The following is a 17,103-nucleotide window of genomic DNA, read 5'->3' as shown; positions in this document are numbered from 1 at the left end:
CCATGCCGCGCTTTCTCGCTCCGCTGCTTTTGCTGTGCCTGACCTTCAACGCCCACGCCGACAGTTACATCACTCGCCTGCTGAACAAACCAGTGCCGGGCGGCGTCGCGGTGGTGGATCTGGGCGCGGCAGCACAAGCGCCGAAAGCCACGTATCAGGGCAAACCGGTGCTGGTGGTGAAAGAACAGAACAACTGGCTGGCGATTGTCGGCGTGCCGCTGACCGTCAAACCTGGTGCGCAGCAGATCAGCAGCGGCGGCCGGGCTCTGCCGTTCACCGTGGGCAGCAAGCAATACCCGGAGCAGCGCATCACCCTGAAGAACAAGCAGCAGGTCAATCCGGATCAGTCGAACCTCAAGCGCATCGAGGGCGAACTGGCCGAGCAGATCAAGGCCTACCGCAGCTTCAGCCCGAACACGCCGAGCAACCTGCTGCTGGACAAACCGGTCAACGGGCCGCTGTCGAGCAAGTTCGGTGTGCGGCGGTTCTTCAATGGCGAAGAACGCAACCCCCACGCCGGTCTCGACTTCGCCGTCCCGGCCGGTACGCCGATCAAGACGCCGGCGGCGGGCAAGGTGATTCTGATCGGTAACTACTTTTTCAACGGCAACACGGTGTTTGTTGACCATGGGCAGGGCTTTATCAGCATGTTCTGTCACATGTCGAAAATCGATGTGAAGAACGGCCAGCAATTGGCCCGTGGCGCGGTGGTCGGCAAAGTCGGCGCGACCGGCCGGGCGACCGGGCCGCACATGCACTGGAATGTCAGCCTGAATGATGCGCGGGTGGATCCGGCGATTTTCATTGGTGCCTTCCAACCTTAAAAAATAGAGCGAAGCTGATGGCCTCATCGCGAGCAGGCTCACTCCTACATTGGACTGGTGTTGTGAACACGATCAACTGTAGGAGTGAGCCTGCTCGCGATGGCGGCTTATGCTGTACTCAAACACCCCTGACACCCGATCGACCTCAATTGCGCCCCAATCAAACCTCGCGCAAAAATCACAACGATCAGCGAACTCCAGCGCAATAAAATCTCGCATAATCTCGCCTGCCGAGGATTCCTCTCAATTTTTTTCGACTGCTTGCCATCCTTCCCCCTCGCGGTTAGGGTTGAGGGCATGAAAACCTCTCACACCCTCATTCAGCTTCGCCAGCACCGCAGCCTGTGCCTCGTCAGCGCACGACTGCCAGGCTGAATCGCTGCGCCTCGTCCTACGCTTTTCCAAGAACATTCGTTCAACCGGCAGGCCGCCTCTTTTCGGCCCAGACAACAAGGAATTTCCCGATGAGCATGCTCAAAGACCCGTCTTCGAAATACCGCGCGTTTCCCGTCATCAATCTGCCGGACCGCACCTGGCCGTCGAAGACCATCGACACCGCGCCGATCTGGTGCAGCTCCGACCTGCGTGACGGCAACCAGTCGCTGATCGAACCGATGGACGCGGCGAAGAAGCTGCGCTTCTGGAAAACCCTGGTGCAGGTCGGCGTGAAAGAAATCGAAGCATCGTTCCCGGCGGCTTCGCAAACCGACTTCGACTTCGTGCGCACCCTGATCGAAGAAGGCCACATCCCGGACGACACCACCATTCAGGTGCTGACCCAGGGCCGTGAGGACCTCATCGAGCGCACCTTCGAATCCCTGCGCGGGGCGAAGAAAGCCATCGTTCACCTCTATAACGCTACATCGCCGTCGTTCCGTCGCATCGTGTTCAACCAGGACAAGGACGGCATCAAGGCCATCGCGGTCAACGCGGCCAAGCTGTTCGTCAAATACGCAGCGATGCAGCCGGACACCGAGTGGACCTTCGAATACTCCCCGGAAACCTTCAGCGCCACCGAGCTGGAGTTCGCCAAGGAAGTCTGTGACGCGGTGATCGAGGTGTGGAACCCGACGCCTGAGCACAAGATGATCCTCAACCTGCCGGCCACCGTTGAATGCGCGACGCCAAACGTCTACGCCGACCAGATCGAGTGGTTCGGCCGCAACATCAACCGTCGTGACAGCGTGATCATCAGCCTGCACACCCACAACGACCGTGGCACCGGCGTTGCGGCGACCGAGCTGGGCCTGATGGCCGGCGCCGACCGCGTCGAAGGCTGCCTGTTCGGCAACGGCGAACGCACCGGTAACGTCGATCTCGTCACTGTCGCGCTGAACATGTACACCCAGGGCCTCGATCCGCAGCTGGATTTCTCCGACATCGATGGCGTGCGCAAAGTGGTCGAGGAGTGCAACCAGATTCAGGTTCACCCACGTCACCCGTATGTTGGCGACCTGGTCCACACCGCGTTCTCCGGCTCGCACCAGGATGCGATCCGCAAAGGCTTCTCCCAGCAGAAACCGGACGCCCTTTGGGAAGTCCCGTACCTGCCGATCGACCCGGCCGACATCGGCCGCAGCTACGAGGCGGTGATCCGCGTCAACAGCCAGTCGGGCAAGGGCGGCATCGCCTACTTGCTGGAGCAGGAATACGGCATCAGCCTGCCGCGTCGCATGCAGATCGAGTTCAGCCAGGTGGTGCAGCGTGAAACCGACCGTCTCGGCCTGGAAATGACAGCCAAGCAGATTCACTCGCTGTTGATCAGTGAATACCTGCAAGCCAACACCCCGTACGCACTGGTCAGCCATCGCCTGCAGGAAGAAAACGGCAACAGCGCCGTCGAAGTGGAAGTGGCGAGCAAGGGTCAGGGCGAAACCAACCTGCACTGGCGCGGCATGGGCAACGGTGCGCTGGAAGCACTGGTCGCCGGCCTGCCGGTTCCAGTGGAAATCATGGACTACAACGAACACGCGATCGGCGCCGGTACCAACGCCAAGGCAGCGGCCTACATCGAGCTGCGCGTGAACGGCGAACGTGCGGTGCACGGCGTGGGGATCGATGAGAACATCACCACCGCCAGCTTCAAGGCACTGTTCAGCGCACTCAATCGCTCGCTGAGCCAGCCAGAGGCGAAAGCGGCTTGATCGAGCGCTGAAATGCAAAAGGCCCCGGAGTGAAAGCCCCGGTGCCTTTTTCATATCTGAGTTTTTTGTGCCGCCTTCACTGGCCCTATCGCGAGCAGGCTCACTCCTACAAGGGGAATGCATTCCAATTGTAGGAGTGAGCCTGCTCGCGATAGGGTCAGCTCAGGCAACAAAAAGGCTTAAGTGAACTCGAAGGTGTCGGCATCCAGATTCGCCGGAAACCGTTCGCGGTAAGCCGCCAACGGCGCCGCCTCCAGCACCACCTTGAACACCCCGTCCGCCTCCCCCGCCGCCAGCAACGTCTCGCCCTGGAAATCCAGCACCTGACTGTCGCCGGTGTAGGCGAAGCCCTTGCCATCGGTGCCAACCCGATTCACCGCTGCCACATAGCAGAGGTTTTCGATGGCTCGGGCCGGCAACAGGCGATTCCAGTGCAGGCGTCGCGCACCGGGCCAGTTGGCGGTGTACAGCAGCAGGTCAGTGTCCTGGGCGTCGCGGCTCCACACCGGGAAACGCAGGTCGTAGCAAATCAGCGGGCGAATGCGCCAGCCTTTCAATTCGAACTGCACCTGACGCTCGCCGGGGGTGTAATGGTTGTGTTCGCCGGCCATGCGGAACAGGTGACGCTTATCGTAATGCAGCACTTCGCCGTCCGGTCGCGCCCACAGCAGGCGGTTGCGATGGCTGCCGTCGGCGGCCTGGATGATCACGCTACCGGTGACCACTGCGTCAAGTTTCGCTGCCTGTATCCGTAGCCACTTGCTGGTCGGGCCGTTCTCGGCTTCGGCGAGGGTTTGCGACTCCATGGAAAAACCGGTGGTGAACATTTCCGGCAAGATAATCAGATCGGCACCCCGCGCCTGCTCGAGCAGCCCCTCGAAATGCTCAAGGTTGGCCTGGCGGTCATGCCAGGCCAGGCTGGTCTGGATCAGCGCCAGGTTAAGGTCGGGCAATGCACTCAGATCACGCATAGTTTTGCCGCCGCTTCACGCAGCGTCTCCTCGCGTTTGGCAAAGCACAAGCGCACCAGACGCTGGCCTTGCGGTGGTTTTTGGTAGAACACCGACACCGGAATACTCGCCACGCCATGCTCACGGGTCATCCACAGGGCCATCTCGACGTCATTCAGGTCGGGGCGAATCTGCGAATAGTCGACCAGTTGGAAATAGGTGCCGGTGACCCGAGTGAAACTGAAGCGCGACGGCGCCAGCAGGTCGCAGAACAGGTCGCGCTTGGCCTGATAGAAGCCCGGCAGCTCTTCGACGTGTTCAGGGTGCTCGGCCATGTAATCGGCCAGTGCGTATTGCAGCGGCGTGACACCGCAGAAACTCACGTACTGATGCACTTTACGCAGTTCGGCAGTAAGCGCTGGCGGTGCGACGACGTAGCCGGTTTTCCAGCCGGTGACGTGGTAGGTCTTGCCGAACGAACTGACCACGAATGCGCGCTGATACAGCTCCTCATGAGCCAGCACGCTGACATGCGGCACACCGTCGAATACCAGGTGTTCGTAGACTTCGTCGCTGATTACGTAGATGTCGCGATCACGAATCAACGCGGCCAGCTGATCCAGTTCGGCACGACTGATCAGCGCGCCGCTCGGGTTGTGCGGGGTGTTGAGAATGATCATCCGCGTGCGCGGGGTCAGGGCTGCACTGAGCTGATCGAAATCGATGGAGAAATCCTTCAAGCCCAGCTGCACATGCACGCAGCGGCCGCCGGCCAGTTCTACCGCAGGCTCGTAACTGTCGTAAGCCGGGTCGAAGACGATGACTTCGTCGCCGCTGTGGATAATTGCTTGAATGGCGCAGAAGATCGCTTGCGTGGCACCGGGCGTGACGGTCACTTCGTGATCGGCATCGACAGTGGCGCCGTAGCTGCGCGCGATTTTCGCGGCAATCTGCTGACGCAGCGCCGGCAGGCCGGTCATCGGCGAATACTGGTTATGGCCGCTGGCGATATGCCGACCCACCGCGTCACGCAGCGACTGCGGGCCGTCGAAATCCGGAAAGCCCTGAGACAGGTTGATCGCCCCGGTCTGCGCCGCGAGCTGAGACATCTGCGTGAAAATGGTGATGCCGACATTCGGCAGCTTGCTGGTGATCATCGGGGGATTCCTGGGCAGCACCCGGCTCTGACGACGGCGCGGGAGAGCCCGAGGATAGCCCATCCGGCGCCCATAAAAAAAGGGCGCCAACCGGCACCCTTCTCTATTACTGATCGTTCCCACGCTCTGCGTGGGAATGCATCCGGTGACGCTCTGCGTCACAACAACGGCGGAACGCGGAGCGTCCCTGGCGGCATTCCCACGCGGAGCGAGGGAACGATCCTGCAAGCGACCTTATTTCTTGTCGCGGCGTTTCTTGCTGGCTTTCTTGTTGTGCGACATCAAGCGACGCTTCTTGTTGACCTGGCGGTCGGTCAGCGTGTTCTTGTTGCCTTCGTACGGGTTCTCGCCGCCCTTGAACTCGATGCGGATCGGCGTACCGACCAGCTTCAGCACACGGCGGTAAGTGTTCTCCAGATAGCGCACGTACGACTTCGGCACTTTCTCGATCTGGTTACCGTGGATCACGATGATTGGCGGGTTGGCACCGCCCAAGTGCGCATAACGCAGTTTGATCCGGCGGTTGTTGACCATCGGTGGCGCGTGCTCGCCAACCGCATCTTCCAGGATCTGGGTCAGACGGTTGGTCGGCCAACGGGTGACCGCCGACTTGAACGAGTTTTGTACGGAAGCGTAGAGGTTGCCCACGCCCGTGCCGTGCAGTGCCGAGATGAAGTGGATGTCGGCGTAGTCAACGAAGAACAGTCGACGTTGCAGCTCGACCTTGACGAAGTCGCGCTCGCTCGGCGTCATGCCGTCCCACTTGTTGATCGCGATGACCAGCGCACGGCCCGACTCGATGGCGAAGCCCAGCAGGTTGAGGTCGTGATCGACCACACCCTCGCGGGCGTCCATCACGAAGATCACCACGTTGGCGTCTTTGATCGCTTGCAGGGTTTTGACCACGGAGAACTTTTCGACTTCTTCGTGGATCTTGCCGCGCTTGCGCACACCGGCGGTGTCGATCAGCGTGTACTTTTCCTCGTTGCGTTCGAACGGGATGTAGATGCTGTCGCGGGTGGTGCCGGGCTGGTCATACACAATCACCCGGTCTTCACCGAGCATACGGTTGACCAGGGTCGACTTGCCGACGTTCGGACGGCCGATGATGGCGATCTTGATCCCGTCTTTTTCGCTCGGGCCAGGAATGCGCTTGGCTTCCTCGCCTTCGGCGACGATTTCTTCCTCTTCACCTTCAGCCGGCTCGTCATCGTCTCGCGGGAAGTCGCTCAGGGCGGCTTCGAGCAATTGCGTGATGCCACGGCCATGAGCACCGGCGATCGGGATCGCGTGGCCCATGCCCAGCGGGGCGAATTCGGCGCGGGCCATTTCCGGGTCGATGTTGTCGACCTTGTTGGCGACCACGTGGGAACGCTTGTTACGCTTGCGCAGGTGTTCGGCGATCATCTGGTCAGCGGCGGTGAAACCGGCCTTGGCATCTACCAGGAACAGCACAACGTCTGCTTCTTCAATAGCCAGCAGCGACTGCTCGGCCATTTTTTCGTCCATACCATGTTCGTCACCGGAGATACCGCCGGTGTCGATCAGAATGTAGGAACGCCCTTGCCACTTGGCCTCACCGTACTGGCGATCACGGGTCAGACCGGACAGGTCGCCGACGATGGCGTCGCGAGTCCGAGTCAGGCGGTTGAACAAGGTGGACTTGCCGACGTTCGGTCGGCCCACCAGGGCGATTACGGGAACCATGCGGCTCTCCACTTCGTTATTTCAGAAAATACAAAAGCCGCTGCGAGGCAGCGGCTGGTGCTCGGGGCAACACTGTGGGAGTGAACAGGTTCACTTCCACAAGTGAAGCTGCCTGGGGTGTCAACCCCAAGCATAGGTGTTACTTGATGGTCAGGGCTTCCAGTTTGCCGCTGTTGCCATACACATAAATCATGTCACCCACCACCAGCGGACGGGCACGCAGGCCGTCGCTGTCGATGCGCTCACGGCCGACGAAACGACCGTCAACCTGACTCAGCAGGTGCAGATAACCTTCCAGGTCACCCACTGCAACATAGCTGGAGAACACTTCCGGAGCCGACAGCTGACGGCGAGCCAGCGCATCGTTGCTCCACAATGCGGTGGTAGAACGCTCATCGACGCCTTCAACGGTGCCCGAGGACAGGCTCACGTAGACGCTGCCGAAACCCTGAGCGATACCGGCGTAGCTCGAGGCATCGCGCTGCCAGAGTTGACGACCGCTTTCCACGTCCAGCGCCGCGACGCGACCCTGATAGCTGGCCACGTACAGCGTACCGCCGGACAGCAGCAGACCGCCGTCGATGTCGACTACGCGCTCCAGTTCCGAACGACCCTGTGGAATGGCGATGCGCTGTTCCCACACCGGCACGCCGTTGGAAATATCCAGGGCGACCACTTTACCGGTCGACAGGCCAGCCAGCGCCAGGCGGTTGGTCACCAGCGGTGCACTGGTGCCCCGCAGGGTCAGTACCGCCGGCGTGCTGTCATAGACCCAGCGCTGATTACCGGTGGAGGCATCCAGACCGATCAGACGATCGTCCTGGGTCTGCACCACCACCACGTCACCGTTATTGGCCGGCGGCGCGAGGACTTCACTGTTGACGCGAGCACGCCACTTCTCTTCACCGTTGCTGGTGTCCAGAGCGACGACTTCGCCACGCAGGGTACCGATCAACACCAGACCGTAACCAACGCCAACGGCGCCGGACACAGGCAGTTCAAGATCCTGTTCCCATTTCACGTCGCCATTGCTGCGATCCATGGCCATGACCACGCCGGTGACATCGGCGGCGTAGATGGTGTCACCATCGATCGCCGGCACCAGCATGTTGTAGGTTTCGCCCTGACCGTCACCGATCGAACGACTCCACTGCTTGTGCAGAACCACTTCTTCTTTGAAGTCGGTCAGTTCAGCCGGTGGCAATTCTTTCTTGCTGTTGCTGCTGCAACCCGCGGCCAGAAGGGCCAGAGCCAGCAATGCTGCATGCTTCCAACGGATCACGTCACGCATCCCCTTTGGCCAGGTCGTCGAGCTTGATTTGAAGGCCGCCGACTGCCGCTTCATCCGACAGTGCTGCCTTGGCTTTTTGATACGCCTTGTTCGCGTCATCGGTACGGCCCAGCTTCACCAGCAGGTCGCCCTTGAGTTCTTCGCGAGTGGCCAGGAACGCTTTGTCGGCATCGCCGTCGAGCAGCTTCAGGGCGTCTTCGGTCTTGTCCTGCGCGCCCAGCACCTGCGCCAGACGCTGACGGGCGATCTCGCCCAGCGCCGGGTTGGCCGGTTTGTCGACGATGGCTTTCAGCTCGTTGGCCGCATCGTCCAGCTTGCCGCTGTCGACCGCGACCTTGGCGACGAACAGGCTGCCGTACTGCGCGTAGGCAGAACCGCCGAATTCGCTGTTGAGCTTGCCGGCCAGATCGGCAACGCGTGCGGCGTCTGGCTTGCCGTCAGGCGTCAGGGTGGTTTCCAGCAATTGCTGATAGAGCACCGAAGCGCCTTGCGACTGGTTGCTCTGATACTTGTGATAAGCCTGCCAGCCGAACACGATGACCAGCGCCAACAGGCCGCCGGTGACCAGAGGTTTGCCGTTGCGTGTCCACCAGTCCTTCAAATCCGCCAACTGTTCGTCTTCGGTACTCGACACCCCAATACTCCTTAATCGCTAAATCGGCTGTTAAGACAGCTTCAACCCTGCACGACGCAGGTGGCCAGGTGAGCGGCGAGCGCATCCCAGGCAATGCTTTGTTGTTCGCCCTGGCCACGCAGGGGTTTGAAACCTACCACTTGCTGGGCCATCTCGTCGTCACCGAGGATCAGTGCGTACAGCGCACCGCTCTTGTCGGCTTTCTTGAACTGGCTCTTGAAGCTGCCGGCGCCGGCATTGACTTGCAGGCGCAGGTTTGGAAGCTGATCGCGAACCCGCTCGGCCAGGGCCAGGCCGGCCAGTTCAGCCTGCTCACCGAAGGCGCACAGGTAGACGTCGACCTGACGGGAAATTTCTGCCGGGATCTGTTCGAGGGTTTCGAGCATCAGCACCAGACGCTCGATGCCCATGGCGAAACCGACGCCGGTGGTCGGCTTGCCGCCCATCTGCTCGACCAGACCGTCGTAACGGCCGCCCGCGCAGACGGTGCCCTGGGCGCCGAGCTTGTCGGTGACCCATTCGAAAACGGTTTTGCTGTAGTAATCGAGGCCGCGTACCAGTTTCGGGTTGAGCACGTACGGAATGCCCACCGCGTCCAGCCGCGCCTTCAGCCCTTCGAAGTGAGCACGGGACTCGTCATCGAGGTAATCGGCCATTTTCGGCGCATCGACCAGTACCGCCTGAGTGTCGGCATTCTTGGTGTCGAGCACGCGCAGCGGGTTGGTTTTCAGACGGCGCTGGCTGTCTTCGTCGAGCTTGTCGTGGTGCGCCGAGAGATACTCGACCAGCGCTTCACGATAACGCCCGCGGGACTCGCTGGTGCCGAGGCTGTTGAGTTCGAGCTTGACCGCATCACGAATGCCCAGCTCGCCCCACAGGCGCCAGGTCATGATGATCAGTTCGGCGTCGATGTCCGGACCGTCGAGGTTGAACACCTCCAGACCGATCTGGTGGAACTGACGATACCGGCCTTTCTGTGGACGCTCGTGGCGGAACATCGGGCCGATGTACCAGAGTTTCTGCACCTGACCGCCGCCGGTGATGCCGTGTTCGAGGACTGCGCGCACGCATGCGGCAGTACCTTCCGGACGCAGGGTCAGCGAATCGCCGTTGCGGTCTTCGAAGGTGTACATCTCTTTTTCGACGATATCGGTCACTTCACCGATCGAGCGCTTGAACAGCTCGGTGAACTCGACGATCGGCATGCGGATCTGCTTGTAACCATAGTTGTCCAGCAGACGCGCAACAGTGCCCTCGAAATAACGCCACAGTGGGGTCTGTTCGGGCAGGATGTCGTTCATGCCACGAATGGCTTGCAGAGACTTGCTCACAAAAATTCCTTAATTCGTTCGATCAGCCGCGCGCGATGACCGCAGCGTCAGCTTCGACCTTCTCGGCCGCTTTCTCGCGGATCAGCCGTTCCAGCTCATCCACCAGATTGTCATTCGTCAGTTTCTGCGACGGCTTGCCATCGATGTAAATCAGGTTTGGCGTGCCGCCGGTCAAGCCGATATGGGCTTCCTTGGCTTCGCCGGGGCCGTTGACCACACAACCGATCACCGCGACATCCAGCGGCACCAGCAGGTCTTCAAGGCGCCCTTCCAGCTCGTTCATGGTTTTCACCACATCGAAGTTCTGCCGCGAGCAACTCGGGCAGGCGATGAAGTTGATGCCACGGGAACGCAGATGCAAAGACTTGAGAATGTCGTAACCGACCTTCACTTCCTCGACCGGGTCGGCCGCCAGCGAGATGCGGATAGTATCGCCAATCCCTTCGGCGAGCAGCATACCTAGGCCGACGGCGGATTTCACTGTGCCCGAACGCAATCCGCCGGCTTCGGTGATACCCAGGTGCAGCGGCTGGACAATTTCTTTCGCCAGCAGGCGGTAGGCTTCGACGGCCATGAAGACGTCGGAGGCCTTCACGCTGACCTTGAAGTCCTGGAAATTCAGGCGTTCGAGGTGTTCAACGTGACGCAAGGCGGATTCAACCAGCGCCGCCGGGGTCGGCTCGCCGTATTTCTTTTGCAGGTCTTTTTCCAGCGAGCCGGCGTTGACACCGATGCGGATCGGAATCCCGCGATCACGCGCTGCATCGACCACCGCACGCACACGGTCTTCGCGACCGATGTTGCCCGGGTTGATGCGCAGGCAGTCCACACCCAGTTCGGCAACGCGCAAGGCAATGCGGTAATCGAAGTGAATGTCGGCAACCAATGGCACCTTGACCAACTGCTTGATCTTGCCGAACGCCTCGGCGGCGTCCATGTCCGGCACCGAAACGCGGACAATATCGACGCCGGCAGCTTCCAGACGGTTGATCTGCGCAACGGTGGCGGCGACGTCATTGGTGTCGCTGTTGGTCATGCTCTGCACCGCGATCGGCGCATCGCCGCCCACCGGTACGTTGCCGACCCAGATCTTGCGCGAAACGCGACGTTTGATTGGAGATTCGCCGTGCATGACTTATTGACCCAACTTCAGGCGAGCAGTCTCGCCACTGGTGAACGGAGCGATATCGACCGGCTGGCCGTTGTAGCTGACCTGTGCGGCGCGAGCGACACCCAGGCGGACGTTGAGTGGCGGCTTGCCGGCCACGGTCACGCTGTCGCCTTTGTGTTTCAGACCGCTGAAAATCACCTTGCCACGGCCGTCGGTCACCTGCGCCCAGCAATCGGCGCTGAATTGCAGCTGGACCTGACCTTCGCCGGCAACCGGCGCTGCCGCTTCAGGGCTGGCCGCGGGTGCAACGGGCGCGGTTGGAGCGGCGACGGTTGGCGCCGGCGTTGCGACATTTGGCACCGGAGCGGCGGGCGCGGCAACGGTTGGCGCTGGGGTATGAGCCGGGGCGGTCGGCGCGACGCTCGGAGCCACCGGTGCCGCTGGCGCGGTGGCCGGCGCAGTAGCTTCGGCACCGGTCGATTCGGCGCTGGTTTCGGATTGTGGCAACGCCAGTGCGGTCGAGCTGTCGGCCTGATTCTCTTCGACAGCCTGATCTTCCGGCTCGTCGATCGGATGAATCTGCGTGGTGCCGTCCGCGCCTTCGACTTCAACGTGTTCCGGCGTCAGAGCGGCCAGATCCTTGGTGCGCAGCGAGGTCTGATCCTGCCACCAGACGAAGCCGCCGCCGATGACCGCGATCAGCAACAGCAGGCTGACAATACGCAAAATGGTATGTGAAACCCGCACCGGCTCTTCGATACGACCGAGGGCGTGAACGTTGCTGCCCTGGGAATCGGTGCCGGTGGACTGGTCGAATTGCTGGACCAGTACGCTCTGGTCCATGCCGAGCAATTTGGCATAGGCGCGAATGTAACCGCGGGCGAAGGTATGCCCCGGCAACTTGTCGAACGCGCCGGCTTCAAGATTGCTCAGGGAAGTCACGGTGAGGTTGAGCTTGAGGGCCACTTCGGCCAGCGACCAGCCATTGCTTTCGCGGGCCTGGCGCAGGGTCTCACCGGGGTTTACGCGATTCGCTGCTACAACTTCGGGATGCGCCGCTTTCATCATTGCTCCGACAGGTATTGCTGATATTCCGGCGTACCGGGATAGAGTCGTTTTAATTGCAGGCCGTAACTGGCGGCCTTGTCGCGATCTTCAAACACTTTTGCCAGCCGAACGCCGAGCAATAGACTACGTGCATTCTGTTCGGTCAACTGGCTGAAACGGTCGTAAAAGTCACGCGCGAGCACATAATGCCTGTCTTCGAAGGACAACTCAGCCATTTCCAGCAGCGCGCGCGGTTGTTGACGGTTCAAACGCAGGGCTTTTTCCAGTTGCTGCTGCGCCAGATCGCGCTGCCCAAGCTTCGCTGCAGTCATGCCGAGGTTTTCGAACACCCGCGAACGCTCAGGATACAGGGTATCGGCGGCAGCCTGTTCAAATCGCTCGTAGGCTTCTTTATAGCGCTGTTCTTCGTAGAGAAAACTGCCGTAGTTGTTGAGGATGCGCGCATCGGCGGGACGCGAGGACAAGGCCTTGCGAAAGTGCTCGTCGGCCAGTTGGGGTTCCATCTCGGACTGAAACACCAGACCGAGCGCCGCATTGGCGTCAGGATCGGAATCGTCGAGTTCCAGCGCCTTTTTCAATGGCACCTTGGCCCGTTCGGTCATGCCCTGCTGCAGGTAACCCAGGCCCAACTGCACGTAGGCAGCCCGCGCTTCATCGCGGCCCTTGCTGGTCTTCATCGGGTTGTAGTCACCCGACAGGACACAACCAGCACACAGGCTGGCCAACAGCAACAGCAGCGCAAAGCGCAGGGACATAGAGATCCTCTCTTAGTGAGTGTTCGTGGCGTTCTGAGCCAGATCGCTGTCGGCGCTCAACTCACGCACAGCGATGTAACGTTCACTGCGACGGGTGCGATCCAGCACCTGCCCTACCAATTGACCACATGCAGCGTCGATGTCCTCACCACGGGTGGTGCGCACGGTGACGTTGAAACCGGCCTGATGCAACTGATCCTGGAAGCGGCGAATCGCGTTGTTGCTTGGCCGCTCGTACCCGGAATGCGGGAACGGGTTGAACGGGATCAGGTTGATCTTGCACGGGATATCCTTGAGCAACTCGATCATTTCCACCGCGTGCTCAAGCTTGTCGTTGACGTCCTTGAGCAAGGTGTACTCGATGGTCAGCACACGTTTCTCGCCGAGGGCGGACATGTAGCGCTGGCACGACTCGAGCAGCATCTTAAGCGGATATTTCTTGTTGATCGGCACCAATTGGTTACGCAATGCGTCATTCGGTGCGTGCAGGGACAACGCCAGGGACACGTCGATGTGCTTGGCCAGCTCATCGATCATCGGCACCACACCCGAAGTGGACAGGGTCACGCGGCGCTTGGAGATCCCGTAGCCGAGGTCATCCATCATCAGATGCATGGCGGCGACGACGTTGTCGAAGTTCAGCAACGGCTCGCCCATGCCCATCATCACCACGTTGGTGATGGCGCGGTCGACGGTGGCCGGGACGCTGCCGAAAGATTTATTGGCAATCCACACCTGACCGATGACTTCGGCGGCGGTGAGGTTGCTGTTGAAGCCTTGCTTGCCGGTGGAGCAGAAACTGCAATCCAGGGCACAGCCTGCCTGGGACGAAACGCACAGAGTGCCGCGCTTGCCCTGGGGAATGTACACGGTCTCGACACAGCTGCCGGACGCCACGCGCACCACCCATTTACGGGTGCCGTCGCTGGAGATGTCCTCGCTGACCACTTCCGGACCACGCACTTCGGCAATGGCCTTGAGCTTGTCGCGCAAGGCCTTGCTGACGTTCGTCATGGCGTCGAAATCATCGACGCCAAAGTGGTGAATCCATTTCATTACCTGACCGGCACGGAAACGCTTCTCCCCGATTGAGTCGAAGAATTTTTCCATTTCCGGCTGGGTCAGACCCAGCAGGTTGGTTTTCACAGTCGATGTCGTCATGGATTCACCTTCACTCTTAAGCCAATGCTTAGCGAGTGGTTACTTCAGTAGCTGCGAAGAAGTAAGCGATTTCGCGAGCAGCAGCGGCTTCGGAGTCCGAACCGTGAACGGCGTTGGCGTCGATCGACTCGGCGAAGTCAGCACGGATGGTGCCGGCAGCCGCTTCTTTAGGGTTGGTAGCGCCCATCAGCTCACGGTTGCGAGCGATGGCGTTTTCGCCTTCCAGAACCTGAACGACGACCGGGCCCGAAGTCATGAATGCAACCAGGTCACCGAAGAAACCGCGCTCGCTGTGCTCAGCGTAGAAGCCTTCGGCTTCAGCTTTGGACAGTTGCTTCAGTTTCGAAGCTACAACGCGCAGGCCAGCGTCTTCGAAGCGAGTGGTGATCTTGCCGATCACGTTTTTAGCAACGGCGTCAGGCTTGATGATGGAGAAAGTACGTTGAACAGCCATGGTGTAACTCCAGAAACGGTAATTTGCGAAAAATTAAACCCGCGAATTATACGCGGGTTCTTGGGTATTGCCTAACCTGCGAGACGATCAGTCCAATTCTGCGGCCCAAAGCTCCTGAACCGCTTCCAGCACCTTCTCGCCGACCCGGCCGGAAGTGCTGTCGAAGTCAGGCAGCTCAAGGATCATTTGCTGCAGACGGACGAAACCTACCGAGTACGGATCGAGCCCTTCGTGGGCCTCGGCCAGCTCTTCGGCAATGCGTTGAACATCATTCCAACCGTAGCTCATGACAGTCTTACCAGTCAGTGCGGCGCTTCGGCCGCATGGTTAAGCGAATATTTCGGAATCTCGACGGTGAGGTCTTCCTCACCAACGATAGCCTGACAGGCCAGACGCGATTGCGCCTCCAGACCCCAGGCACGATCGAGGAAGTCTTCTTCCAGCTCATCGGCTTCTTCCAGCGAGTCGAAACCCTCGCGGATGATGCAGTGGCAAGTGGTGCAGGCGCAGACGCCGCCACAGGCACTTTCCATCTCGATGTGGTGCTCGTGGGCCAGTTCGAGAATCGACGTGCCGGGCTCAGCCTCGACCACCATGCCTTCAGGGCAGAACTTCTCGTGGGGCAGAAAAATGACCTGCGGCATCAGATATCCTCGATTTCATTCAGGTTGCGCCCCGACAGAGCGGCTTTGACCGTCTGATCCATGCGGCGGGCAGCAAAAGCATCGGTCACTTGCGACAGACGCTTGGTCTGCTGCTCGATGGCATAGCCATCGGTGCCTTTCATCAGTTCGGCCAGTTCCTGCATCTGCAGGTCGATGACCATGCGCTCTTCGGCGTCGAGCAAACGCTCGCCATCCGTCTCCAGAGCGCCCTGCACCGCTTCGAGCAGGCGCTGGGCATCGACTTGCTGTTCACGCAGAACGCGAGCAACCTTGTCGTCACTGGCGTACTGGAACGAATCCTTGAGCATTTTGGCGATTTCGCCGTCGGTCAGACCGTAGGACGGCTTGACCTGAATGCTCGCCTCGACGCCCGAACCCAGCTCACGGGCGGAGACGCTGAGCAGACCGTCAGCATCGACCTGGAAGGTCACACGAATCTTCGCTGCACCGGCGACCATCGCTGGAATGCCACGCAATTCGAAGCGCGCCAGCGAACGGCAGTCGCTGATCAGCTCGCGCTCACCCTGCAGCACGTGGATCGCCATGGCCGACTGGCCGTCTTTGTAGGTGGTGAAATCTTGCGCGCGAGCGACGGGGATGGTGGTGTTGCGCGGAATCACCTTCTCCATCAGGCCGCCCATGGTTTCCAGGCCCAGGGACAACGGAATCACATCGAGCAGCAGCAGTTCGCCGCCATCGCGCTTGTTGCCGGCCAAGGTGTCAGCCTGGATCGCAGCCCCGATGGCCACCACTTGATCCGGGTCGATTTCGGTCAGCGGCTGGCGACCAAAGGCTTCGGCGACCGCTTCGCGAACACGCGGCACACGGGTCGAACCGCCCACCATGACCACGGCATGCACGTCTTCCAGCTCGATACCGGAATCGCGAACGGCGCGGCGGCAGGCCTTCAGGCTGCGCGCGACCATCGGCTCGATCAACGCATCGAAGGCCTGGCGAGTCAGCTGGGCTTTCCAGTCGCCATAGGCCACTTCCACACTGGCCGCATCGGTCAGGGCTTCTTTGGCCGCACAAGCGGTTTGCAGCAGATTGCGTTGTGCACCCGGATCGAGATCGGCGGACAGGCCGGCGCTCTCGATGATCCAGCCGGCAATGGCGTGATCGAAGTCATCGCCGCCCAGCGCGCTGTCGCCGCCAGTGGCCAGAACCTCGAACACACCGCCGGTCAGGCGCAGAATTGAAATATCGAAGGTACCGCCGCCCAGGTCGTAGATAGCGACCAGACCTTCGGCGTGCTGGTCGAGACCGTACGCGACAGCAGCGGCGGTCGGCTCGTTGAGCAGACGCAGCACGTTCAGACCGGCGAGTTTTGCCGCGTCCTTGGTAGCCTGGCGCTGAGCATCATCGAAGTAGGCAGGAACGGTTATCACCGCGCCCACCAGCTCACCGCCCAAGGTCGCTTCAGCGCGCTGACGCAGGACCTTGAGGATATCGGCAGAAACTTCGACCGGGCTTTTCGGGCCCTGCACGGTGTCGATAAACGGCATGTGCGACTCGCCGCCGACGAAGCGGTACGGCAGTTGCTCGCCCAATTGCTTGACGTCGGACAGACCACGACCCATCAAGCGCTTGACCGACAGCACGGTATTCAAAGGATCCGCGGCTGCGGCCAGCTTGGCCGATTCGCCGACTTCGACGCGATCGGCGTGATAACGCACGGCGGAAGGCAGGATGACCTGCCCGTTGGCGTCGGCCAGCGGTTCGGAGACACCGCTGCGCAGCGCAGCGACGAGCGAATTGGTAGTGCCCAGGTCGATGCCGACAGCCAGACGACGCTGGTGCGGTTGAGGACTTTGGCCGGGTTCGGCGATCTGCAGTAGAGCCATGGTAATC

At 60.6% G+C, this 17,103-nt stretch carries 16 protein-coding genes; 2 read left to right on the top strand and 14 right to left on the bottom strand.

Features of this window, described 5'->3' with window-relative positions; genetic code table 11:
* Window positions 1-2 precede the first annotated feature (2 nt).
* Window positions 3-824 carry a peptidoglycan DD-metalloendopeptidase family protein gene (locus J3P93_RS05680; RefSeq protein WP_434595723.1) on the top strand — a complete coding sequence of 274 codons (822 nt, stop codon included), beginning with the start codon at window positions 3-5 and terminating at the stop codon, window positions 822-824.
* A gap of 464 nt (window positions 825-1,288) precedes the next feature.
* Complete coding sequence (gene leuA, locus J3P93_RS05675; RefSeq protein ID WP_434595721.1) at window positions 1,289-2,968, top strand: 2-isopropylmalate synthase; 1,680 nt, start codon at window positions 1,289-1,291, stop codon at window positions 2,966-2,968.
* Window positions 2,969-3,147: 179 nt separating this feature from the next.
* Here the strand turns inward: leuA and J3P93_RS05670 are convergent, their stop codons facing one another.
* The 14 genes from J3P93_RS05670 to hscA all read right to left on the bottom strand — a co-directional run bounded on the left by J3P93_RS05670 (window position 3,148) and on the right by hscA (window position 17,096).
* Window positions 3,148-3,939, bottom strand: a complete 792-nt coding sequence (locus tag J3P93_RS05670) for an amidohydrolase (protein ID WP_434595719.1) — start codon at window positions 3,937-3,939, stop codon at window positions 3,148-3,150.
* Entirely contained in the window at window positions 3,927-5,075 is a 1,149-nt protein-coding gene (locus J3P93_RS05665) for a pyridoxal phosphate-dependent aminotransferase (RefSeq protein ID WP_434595717.1), read from the bottom strand. The genes J3P93_RS05670 and J3P93_RS05665 overlap by 13 nt, the downstream gene beginning before the upstream one ends.
* Window positions 5,076-5,309: 234 nt before the next feature.
* Window positions 5,310-6,782 (bottom strand): ribosome biogenesis GTPase Der, encoded by a 1,473-nt coding sequence (gene der / locus J3P93_RS05660; protein ID WP_090286015.1) that lies wholly within the window; start codon window positions 6,780-6,782, stop codon window positions 5,310-5,312.
* A gap of 139 nt (window positions 6,783-6,921) precedes the next feature.
* Window positions 6,922-8,073, bottom strand: coding sequence for an outer membrane protein assembly factor BamB (gene bamB / locus J3P93_RS05655; RefSeq protein WP_434595715.1), 1,152 nt, complete (start codon window positions 8,071-8,073; stop codon window positions 6,922-6,924).
* On the bottom strand, window positions 8,066-8,707 hold the full coding sequence (locus tag J3P93_RS05650; protein WP_434595713.1) for a tetratricopeptide repeat protein: 642 nt from the start codon (window positions 8,705-8,707) through the stop codon (window positions 8,066-8,068). Before J3P93_RS05650 ends, bamB begins: the two co-directional genes overlap by 8 nt.
* 41 nt (window positions 8,708-8,748) lie before the next feature.
* Window positions 8,749-10,038, bottom strand: coding sequence for a histidine--tRNA ligase (hisS, locus tag J3P93_RS05645; RefSeq protein WP_203419386.1), 1,290 nt, complete (start codon window positions 10,036-10,038; stop codon window positions 8,749-8,751).
* 22 nt (window positions 10,039-10,060) lie between these two features.
* On the bottom strand, window positions 10,061-11,170 hold the full coding sequence (ispG, locus tag J3P93_RS05640; RefSeq protein ID WP_090286025.1) for a flavodoxin-dependent (E)-4-hydroxy-3-methylbut-2-enyl-diphosphate synthase: 1,110 nt from the start codon (window positions 11,168-11,170) through the stop codon (window positions 10,061-10,063).
* 3 nt (window positions 11,171-11,173) lie between these two features.
* Window positions 11,174-12,214, bottom strand: coding sequence for a RodZ domain-containing protein (locus J3P93_RS05635; RefSeq protein WP_434595710.1), 1,041 nt, complete (start codon window positions 12,212-12,214; stop codon window positions 11,174-11,176).
* Entirely contained in the window at window positions 12,214-12,972 is a 759-nt protein-coding gene (pilW, locus tag J3P93_RS05630) for a type IV pilus biogenesis/stability protein PilW (RefSeq protein WP_434595708.1), read from the bottom strand. Before pilW ends, J3P93_RS05635 begins: the two co-directional genes overlap by 1 nt.
* A gap of 12 nt (window positions 12,973-12,984) precedes the next feature.
* Window positions 12,985-14,133, bottom strand: a complete 1,149-nt coding sequence (gene rlmN / locus J3P93_RS05625; RefSeq protein WP_090286031.1) for a 23S rRNA (adenine(2503)-C(2))-methyltransferase RlmN — start codon at window positions 14,131-14,133, stop codon at window positions 12,985-12,987.
* A 28-nt stretch (window positions 14,134-14,161) separates the two neighbouring features.
* Window positions 14,162-14,587: a nucleoside-diphosphate kinase gene (gene ndk, locus J3P93_RS05620; protein WP_024014216.1), complete on the bottom strand. Its 426-nt coding sequence runs from the start codon at window positions 14,585-14,587 to the stop codon at window positions 14,162-14,164.
* A gap of 87 nt (window positions 14,588-14,674) precedes the next feature.
* The gene (gene iscX / locus J3P93_RS05615) at window positions 14,675-14,875 is read right to left on the bottom strand and encodes a Fe-S cluster assembly protein IscX (protein ID WP_047296339.1); all 201 of its coding nucleotides are present in this window, start codon (window positions 14,873-14,875) and stop codon (window positions 14,675-14,677) included.
* A gap of 14 nt (window positions 14,876-14,889) precedes the next feature.
* The gene (gene fdx / locus J3P93_RS05610) at window positions 14,890-15,231 is read right to left on the bottom strand and encodes an ISC system 2Fe-2S type ferredoxin (RefSeq protein ID WP_041071821.1); all 342 of its coding nucleotides are present in this window, start codon (window positions 15,229-15,231) and stop codon (window positions 14,890-14,892) included.
* Window positions 15,231-17,096 (bottom strand): Fe-S protein assembly chaperone HscA, encoded by a 1,866-nt coding sequence (gene hscA, locus J3P93_RS05605; RefSeq protein ID WP_434595705.1) that lies wholly within the window; start codon window positions 17,094-17,096, stop codon window positions 15,231-15,233. The genes fdx and hscA overlap by 1 nt, the downstream gene beginning before the upstream one ends.
* Window positions 17,097-17,103: the final 7 nt, after the last annotated feature.

The sequence above is a fragment of the Pseudomonas sp. R3-57 genome (genome assembly GCF_051132065.1).
Taxonomy (GTDB): Bacteria; Pseudomonadota; Gammaproteobacteria; order Pseudomonadales; family Pseudomonadaceae; genus Aquipseudomonas.
The sequence above is the reverse complement of the archived record's forward strand: the minus strand, read 5'-3'. Positions and strand labels throughout refer to the sequence as shown.

Bases quoted from the DNA above. Each gene is read 5' to 3' on its own strand.
- hscA (WP_434595705.1), bottom strand. From the start codon at position 17,096: ATGGCTCTACTGCAGATCGCCGAACCCGGCCAAAGTCCTCAACCGCAC.
- ndk (WP_024014216.1), bottom strand. From the start codon at position 14,587: ATGGCTGTTCAACGTACTTTCTCCATCATCAAGCCTGACGCCGTTGCT.
- iscX (WP_047296339.1), bottom strand. From the start codon at position 14,875: ATGAGCTACGGTTGGAATGATGTTCAACGCATTGCCGAAGAGCTGGCC.
- J3P93_RS05665 (WP_434595717.1), bottom strand. From the start codon at position 5,075: ATGATCACCAGCAAGCTGCCGAATGTCGGCATCACCATTTTCACGCAG.
- bamB (WP_434595715.1), bottom strand. From the start codon at position 8,073: ATGCGTGACGTGATCCGTTGGAAGCATGCAGCATTGCTGGCTCTGGCC.
- J3P93_RS05635 (WP_434595710.1), bottom strand. From the start codon at position 12,214: ATGAAAGCGGCGCATCCCGAAGTTGTAGCAGCGAATCGCGTAAACCCC.
- leuA (WP_434595721.1), top strand. From the start codon at position 1,289: ATGAGCATGCTCAAAGACCCGTCTTCGAAATACCGCGCGTTTCCCGTC.
- pilW (WP_434595708.1), bottom strand. From the start codon at position 12,972: ATGTCCCTGCGCTTTGCGCTGCTGTTGCTGTTGGCCAGCCTGTGTGCT.
- J3P93_RS05670 (WP_434595719.1), bottom strand. From the start codon at position 3,939: ATGCGTGATCTGAGTGCATTGCCCGACCTTAACCTGGCGCTGATCCAG.
- der (WP_090286015.1), bottom strand. From the start codon at position 6,782: ATGGTTCCCGTAATCGCCCTGGTGGGCCGACCGAACGTCGGCAAGTCC.
- rlmN (WP_090286031.1), bottom strand. From the start codon at position 14,133: ATGACGACATCGACTGTGAAAACCAACCTGCTGGGTCTGACCCAGCCG.
- ispG (WP_090286025.1), bottom strand. From the start codon at position 11,170: ATGCACGGCGAATCTCCAATCAAACGTCGCGTTTCGCGCAAGATCTGG.
- fdx (WP_041071821.1), bottom strand. From the start codon at position 15,231: ATGCCGCAGGTCATTTTTCTGCCCCACGAGAAGTTCTGCCCTGAAGGC.
- J3P93_RS05680 (WP_434595723.1), top strand. From the start codon at position 3: ATGCCGCGCTTTCTCGCTCCGCTGCTTTTGCTGTGCCTGACCTTCAAC.